Annotated in this window: 8 protein-coding genes; 6 read left to right on the top strand and 2 right to left on the bottom strand. The window is 65.9% G+C overall.

Annotation, left to right across the window (positions count from 1 at the left end; all coding sequences use genetic code 11):
• Positions 1–216: 216 nt before the first annotated feature.
• From ACFVUS_RS42440 to ACFVUS_RS42430, 3 genes are read left to right on the top strand one after another with little or no spacing between them, the layout of a single operon-like run.
• On the top strand, positions 217–939 hold the full coding sequence (locus tag ACFVUS_RS42440) for a rhomboid family intramembrane serine protease (RefSeq protein ID WP_387780761.1): 723 nt from the start codon (positions 217–219) through the stop codon (positions 937–939).
• 33 nt (positions 940–972) lie between these two features.
• Positions 973–1,653, top strand: a complete 681-nt coding sequence (gene nucS, locus ACFVUS_RS42435) for an endonuclease NucS (protein WP_387780758.1) — start codon at positions 973–975, stop codon at positions 1,651–1,653.
• Between the two features lie 9 nt (positions 1,654–1,662).
• A complete protein-coding gene (locus tag ACFVUS_RS42430; protein WP_375955828.1) occupies positions 1,663–1,971 on the top strand; it encodes an ATP/GTP-binding protein in 309 nt (102 codons plus the stop codon).
• Positions 1,972–2,102: 131 nt separating this feature from the next.
• Here ACFVUS_RS42430 and ACFVUS_RS42425 read toward each other — a convergent pair whose 3' ends face one another.
• Both ACFVUS_RS42425 and mce read right to left on the bottom strand, forming a co-directional pair.
• Complete coding sequence (locus tag ACFVUS_RS42425; RefSeq protein WP_387780755.1) at positions 2,103–3,071, bottom strand: hypothetical protein; 969 nt, start codon at positions 3,069–3,071, stop codon at positions 2,103–2,105.
• Positions 3,072–3,157: 86 nt separating this feature from the next.
• On the bottom strand, positions 3,158–3,628 hold the full coding sequence (gene mce / locus ACFVUS_RS42420; protein ID WP_364628583.1) for a methylmalonyl-CoA epimerase: 471 nt from the start codon (positions 3,626–3,628) through the stop codon (positions 3,158–3,160).
• A gap of 113 nt (positions 3,629–3,741) precedes the next feature.
• Here mce and ACFVUS_RS42415 point away from each other — a divergent pair, with 113 nt between their 5' ends.
• The 3 genes from ACFVUS_RS42415 to ACFVUS_RS42405 all read left to right on the top strand — a co-directional run bounded on the left by ACFVUS_RS42415 (position 3,742) and on the right by ACFVUS_RS42405 (position 6,382).
• Positions 3,742–4,923, top strand: coding sequence for an acetyl-CoA C-acetyltransferase (locus tag ACFVUS_RS42415; RefSeq protein ID WP_387780751.1), 1,182 nt, complete (start codon positions 3,742–3,744; stop codon positions 4,921–4,923).
• A gap of 180 nt (positions 4,924–5,103) precedes the next feature.
• On the top strand, positions 5,104–5,475 hold the full coding sequence (locus ACFVUS_RS42410) for a DUF3817 domain-containing protein (RefSeq protein ID WP_387780748.1): 372 nt from the start codon (positions 5,104–5,106) through the stop codon (positions 5,473–5,475).
• A 58-nt stretch (positions 5,476–5,533) separates the two neighbouring features.
• Positions 5,534–6,382, top strand: a complete 849-nt coding sequence (locus ACFVUS_RS42405) for a tetratricopeptide repeat protein (RefSeq protein WP_387780803.1) — start codon at positions 5,534–5,536, stop codon at positions 6,380–6,382.
• Positions 6,383–6,419 lie beyond the last annotated feature (37 nt).

Raw genomic sequence — 6,419 nt, 5'->3', positions numbered from 1 at the left:
CCGGAAGCTAAGGCCACCTGCGCCGATGGTACTGCACTCGACAGGGTGTGGGAGAGTAGGACACCGCCGGAACATCATTCGAGAAGACCCCCAGCCATTGGCTGGGGGTCTTTTTCGTTTTATAGATCTTTCTGTGAGTTTCGGTTGTTTAACAGCAGGTTCTCGAGGAACTCGTAGTCTGTACGGAGCGGCGCCAGGGATCCTGGAGTCAGCGTCGTGGAGAAGGAGAGCATCGTGGTGATCGTCGAGCCGGTCGCAACGACCCGTACGGGTTGGCGTCGCCTGTTCCTGCCGGTCACCTATGGCTATGCGGCCCTGCTGATCTCGGTCACGGTGCTGCTGTCCATCCTCAGCGAGGCCACCCAGACCCGGGTGGTGCTGCACGCCAGCACGAATCTGTACAACCTGCTGCACGGCCGCGTCGGCACGCTGTTCTCCAGCGCCTTCGTCATCGACGATCTGCAGAGCGCCGCGGTCATCATTCCGCTGCTGGCCTGTCTGCTCGCGCTCGCGGAGATGAAGTTCGGCGCGCTGCGCCTGCTGCGCATCTTCGTGGTCGGCCATGTCGGCGCGACGGTCATCGTCGCCCTCGGCCTGTGGGTCGCGGTATCGGCGAATTGGCTGCCGGTGGAGGTCACCCGGGTCTCCGATGTCGGTGTCAGCTACGGGGCGATGGCTTTGATCGGCGCGTTCATCGCGCTGGTTCCCTCGCGCTGGAAGCCCACCTGGGCCATTACCTGGCTGGCGGTCGCGGTGGCCGGTGTGGCGATGGGCCGCACCTTCACCAATGTCGGTCACCTACTCGCCTTTTCGATCGGCCTGTTGGCCGGTTATCGGGTATTGCGACGCGGTCGTACCGAATTGCCGAAGCTGAATGCCTGGGAGGGTGGGCTGCTCACCGCGGCCTCGATTCTCGGGTACATCATGCTGGTCGGTTAATCCGCGAAAAGGGCCGTCCCCTACAGTGCTTGGGTGCGCCTTGTGATTGCTCGTTGCCAGGTCGATTACGTCGGTCGTCTGACCGCCCACCTCCCGATGGCCCGCCGCCTGCTCATGGTGAAGGCGGACGGTTCGGTGCTGGTGCATTCGGACGGCGGTTCCTACAAACCGCTGAACTGGATGAGCCCGCCCTGCTGGCTGGAGGAGCGGGAGCCGGAAACCGATACGGCGCAACAGCTTTGGGTGGTCACCAATAAGGCCGGCGAGGAATTGCGGATCACCGTCGAGGAGATCGAGCACGATTCCAAGCATGAGCTGGGCGTCGATCCGGGTCTGGTGAAGGACGGCGTCGAGGCGCATCTGCAGGAGTTGCTGGCCGAGCACATCGAAACCCTGGGCGCGGGGTACTCGCTGATTCGCCGCGAGTACATGACCGCCATCGGCCCGGTGGACATCCTGTGCCGCGATGCCGACGGCGCGACGGTGGCGGTGGAGATCAAGCGCCGCGGTGAGATCGACGGCGTGGAACAGCTGACCCGCTATCTGGAGCTGCTCAACCGCGATCCGCTGCTGGCTCCCGTCGCCGGTGTATTCGCGGCGCAGCAGATCAAACCGCAAGCCAAAACCTTGGCCGCCGATCGCGGGATTCGTTGCCTGACACTGGACTACAACGCCCTACGCGGCACCGACAGCAGCGAATTCCGGTTGTTCTAGGGTTGGTTGATGCCCCGCCGGAAACCTCGCCCCAAGGATGCTCAGGCGCGGTCCCAGCCGGACCAGCGCCCGCTCGGTGACGTCTTCGGCCGCACCGAGGACGGCCCGGGCGGAGACGAGACCTACATGGTCCGCACCATCCCCGGCACCCGCGCGACCAAGTACTACCGCTGCCCGGGCTGCGATCACGAAATCCCGCCCGGCGTAGCCCATATCGTGGCCTGGCCCGCCTACGGCGGCGAAGAGGACCGCCGCCACTGGCACACCGGTTGCTGGAAAGGCCGCCACACCCGCGGCATCACCCGCCGCTGGTCCTGATTCGCGTTCGGTAGTGTGCGGGCGCTCCGCGGGCCGTCAGGGCATTGTGCGGGCCATCAAGGCATAAGGAAGGCCGCTCCCGGATCGGGAGCGGCCTTCGAGGTGTGCGGGTGTCGCCCGGGCGGAGGATGTTAGCCGGAGATCTCGGCGTTCTCGCGCTCTTCGTCGACGAGGTCGTCGTCACGAGTGTCGATGGCCTTGCGGCTGCTCTTGTTCAGCGAGCGCTGTTCGGGCGCGCCGTCCAGGAGTTCGCTTTCGCGGTTGACGGCGGCGAGCATGGCCGGCACCGAATCGAGCTGACCGCGGATGCCGAGCAGCTGGGCCAGCACGCGGCCGCGCAGGACGCGCATTTCCTCGGCCAGTTCCTTGGCGTGCGCGATCTTGCGATCGGCGGTGTTGGTCGCCGAGGTGATGAGGCGGTTGGCCTCGTCGGTGGCGTCCTTGATGCGCTGGGCGGCCTCGGCGCGCGAGGTGGCCTCGAGCTCTTCCATGGCACGGGTGAGCTTGGTGCGACGCTCGGCCATGGTGACCTCGAAGTCCTGCTGCGCGGCCTTGCGCTTGGCCTCGGACTCCTTGGTGAGGCGATCGGCTTCGGCGTTGGCCGCTTCGACGATCTTGTTGGCCTCGGAGCGGGCGTTGGCGAGGGTCTGCTCGAATTCGATTTCGAGCGCCTCGCGCTTCTCCTTGGTTTCAGAGAGGAGCGATTCGTACTTACCGCGCATCTCGGTCGCCTGCTGTTCGGCGATCGAGATCATTTCGGCGGCCTCGGCCTGGGCCTGCGCCCGCACCTCGGATGCCTCGTCGGAGGCCAGCCGCAGCATGCGAGAGATACGGTCCGACATGCCTTCCGCGGTGGTCGGCGGCACGGAGAGGCGGTCGACCTCCTTACGGAGCTCGTCGATCTCGTCGCGGGCGTCCTCCAGCTGGGCCGCCAGGTTGCGCGCCTGGGCTGCGGCGGCATCGCGATCGGTCGCGGTGACCCTTAGCTCGGCATCGAAACGGTCGAAGTAGTTACGCACCTCGTCACGGTCATAGCCCTTCCGCACGACGGTAAAGGGCAGTGCAACGAAGCGATTACGATCGGGCTCAGTGGACGACATGGCACACAAACTACAGCCTGGTGACCACTGATGGTGACCCGACCGCGAATGTTGTTACAGCCTCTTTAGGGTCGCTGATCTCGGTACTAGTGGGTAGTTTTCGCCGCCGGTTCCACGAGTTCGACCAGCACACCGCCAGCATCCTTCGGGTGGATGAAGTTGATGCGCGAACCCGCTGTTCCCCCGCGTGGGGCTTCGTACAGCAAACGCAAGCCCCGTGAACGCAGAAACGCGGAGACCGCCTCGATATCGGTGACTCGATATGCGAGCTGCTGCAGGCCAGGCCCGTTTCGGTCGATGAACTTGGCGATGGTGGAGGACTCGTTCAGCGGAGCCAGCAACTGGAGAGCAACAGTCCCGGCGGGGGCGCCCGCATAGGACAGCATGGCCTCGTGCACGGCCTGCGCCTCATTGATCTCGCGATGTGCCTCCACCATCCCGAGATTGTCCCGGTACCAGGCCACAGCCGTATCGAGATCGGGGACAGCGATACCGACATGATCGATGGCGGTGATGTATTCGGCGGGGATGAATTCGGTGTTCTCGGTGTTGCTCACACCTCGAACGGTAGCGCGCACCTGGGGAAGGCCGCCCGGGTCGGTCGGGTTACCTTTGAGTAGGGCTCCGATGGTTGGCGGAGCCACATCATTCGACGTAAGCGAGGCCTATCGTGACCACCACCGTCATCGTCTCCGGCGCCCGCACCCCGATGGGTCGGCTGCTCGGTTCGTTGAAGGATTTCAGCGGCTCCGATCTGGGCGGCATCGCCATCAAGGCGGCCCTGGAGAAGGGCGGCGTCGCCCCGGAGCAGGTCGATTACGTGATCATGGGTCAGGTGCTCACCGCGGGTGCGGGCCAGATCCCGGCCCGGCAGGCGGCGGTCGCCGCGGGCATTCCGATGGATGTTCCCGCGCTCACCATCAACAAGGTGTGCCTGTCCGGCATCAACGCGATTGCCTTGGCGGATCAGCTGATTCGCGCCGGTGAGTACGAAATCGTGGTGGCCGGTGGCCAGGAGTCCATGACCCGCGCACCGCATATGCTGGAGAAGAGCCGCGAGGGTTTCAAGTACGGCGATGTGACGCTGCGCGATCACATGGCGTACGACGGCCTGCACGACATCTTCACCGATCAGGCGATGGGCGCGCTCACCGAGCAGCAGAACGACGTGCAGACCGTCACCCGCGAGGAGCAGGACGCGTTCGCCGCCGCCTCGCATCAGCGCGCTGCCGCCGCGTGGAAGAACGGCCTCTTCGACGATGAGGTTGTGCCCGTTGAGATTCCGCAGCGCAAGGGTGATCCGGTGCGGTTCGCCTCCGATGAGGGCATTCGCGCCGACACCACCGTGGAATCGCTGTCCAAGCTGCGTCCGGCGTTCCGCAAGGACGGCACCATCACCGCCGGTTCCGCCTCGCCCATCTCCGATGGCGCTGCCGCCGTCGTGGTGATGAGCAAGGAGAAGGCCGAATCCCTCGGGCTGTCCTGGATCGCCGAGATCGGCTCCGCCGGTGTGGTCGCCGGTCCGGATTCCACCCTGCAGGATCAGCCCGCCAACGCGATCATCAAAGCCTGTGCCCGCGAAGGCATTTCGCCTGCCGATCTGGACCTGGTCGAAATCAACGAGGCGTTCGCGGCGGTCGGCGTGGCCTCCACCCGCAAGCTCGGCATCGACCCGGAGAAGGTCAACGTCAACGGCGGTGCGATCGCCGTGGGTCACCCCCTCGGCATGTCCGGCGCCCGCATCGTGCTGCACCTGGCCCTCGAGCTGAAGCGCCGCGGCGGTGGCGTCGGCGCGGCCGCCCTGTGCGGTGGCGGCGGCCAGGGCGACGCCCTCATCATCCGCGTCCCCTGAGACCCCATTCCCTGGCGGGGTCGACAGACTTGAATCCCCGCCAGGGATCCAGGCTCACGCGGCTCCGCGTCGCCACTTCGGTAGGCCCACGCCAATCCGCCCCTCGAAAGGGGGTTTGCGGGGCGGGGTGTGACCCATCTCCACTACGGGTCGTCGTAGCTGTCCGGCACAATGGACGCCATGGGTGACTTCTTCGACCTGAGCACGGTCGCTAAGCGGGTTCGGTTCTTCGGGATTCTGGAGGCTCCCAGCTGGGCGCTGCTGCTGCTCGGGTCGGTGCTCAAGCGTGCGGACGCGCTGGGTATCGCCGATGAGCCGATCAAGTGGCCGGTCATGGTTTTCGGCATGCTGCACGGCATCATCTTCATCGGATTCGCGATCAGCGTGCTGCTGGCCTCGCGTGAGTTCGAGTGGCCGGCCAAGACCACCGTGCTCGGATTGGTCTCCACCGTCATACCTTTCGCATCGGTGTTCTTCGAGCGCTGGGCGATCCGTACCGGTCAACTCGGGGAACTGAGTGAGGCTGCGGCACCCGCCGCCGCCCGTTCGTGACAGACTTGTAGTCGTGACTCGACCCGCGCGACGCCCCTCAGCCGCCGCTGCCGCCGCTATGTCCGGCGCGGTGGACCTGTCCAGCTTGAAGCAGCAGCCGGTGACGGATGTGCCCGCGGGGCATGCCGTCACCGAGGCCGATTTCGAGACCAAGGTGCTGCGCCGCTCCGCCCAGGTGCCCGTGGTGGTGGCGCTGTATTCGCAGCGTTCCCCGGGCAGCATCGAACTGGTGAAACTGCTGGAGCAGTTGGTCGCCGGTAACGGTGGTGAGTGGGAGCTGGCCACCATCGAGGCCGAGGCCAATATGCGGATCGCGCAGGCGTTCGGCGTGCAGGGCATTCCGACCGTGGTGGCGGTGGCCGCCGGTCAGCCGCTCGCGGATTTCACCGGTAATCAGCCCGAGGCGCAGGTGCGGCAGTGGCTCGATGCCGTGGTCGACGCGGTGCGCGGCAAGCTGCCCGGTGTCGGCGAGGGTGAAGGCGAGGCCGAGGAGCCGGAGGATCCGCGTTTCGTGGCGGCCGAAGAGGCTTTGGAGCGTAGCGATTTCGCGACCGCGGAGGCCGCGTACAAGGCGATCCTGAATGCCGAGCCCGGCAATGCCGAGGCCAAGGCCGCGCTGCGTCAGGTGCAGTTCATCGCGCGCGTGCAGGAGATCGATCCGGGCGCGATCGCCAAGGCCGCTGCCGATCCGGCGGATCTGGACGCGGCGTTGGCCGCATCGGATCTGGAGATGTTCAATCAGGAGCCGGAGGCGGCGTTCGATCGCCTGATCGGGCTGATCAAGCGCACCGCCGGTGATGACCGCACCCGGGTGCGCACGCATCTGCTGGAGTTGTTCGAGCTGTTCGATCCGGCCGAGCCGATCGTGATGGCGGCGCGCCGCAAGCTGGCCGCCGCGCTGTACTGATTCCGTTCCTCGACAACGAACCGCGCCCCTGCCGAAT

This window comes from Nocardia sp. NPDC058058 (genome assembly GCF_042885355.1).
Taxonomy (GTDB): Bacteria; Actinomycetota; Actinomycetes; order Mycobacteriales; family Mycobacteriaceae; genus Nocardia.
The sequence above is the reverse complement of the archived record's forward strand: the minus strand, read 5'-3'. Positions and strand labels throughout refer to the sequence as shown.

Excerpts from the sequence above, each read along its gene's own strand:
- ACFVUS_RS42410 (WP_387780748.1), top strand. The coding sequence starts at position 5,104 with ATGGGTGACTTCTTCGACCTGAGCACGGTCGCTAAGCGGGTTCGGTTC.
- ACFVUS_RS42425 (WP_387780755.1), bottom strand. The coding sequence starts at position 3,071 with ATGTCGTCCACTGAGCCCGATCGTAATCGCTTCGTTGCACTGCCCTTT.
- ACFVUS_RS42405 (WP_387780803.1), top strand. The coding sequence starts at position 5,534 with ATGTCCGGCGCGGTGGACCTGTCCAGCTTGAAGCAGCAGCCGGTGACG.
- ACFVUS_RS42430 (WP_375955828.1), top strand. The coding sequence starts at position 1,663 with ATGCCCCGCCGGAAACCTCGCCCCAAGGATGCTCAGGCGCGGTCCCAG.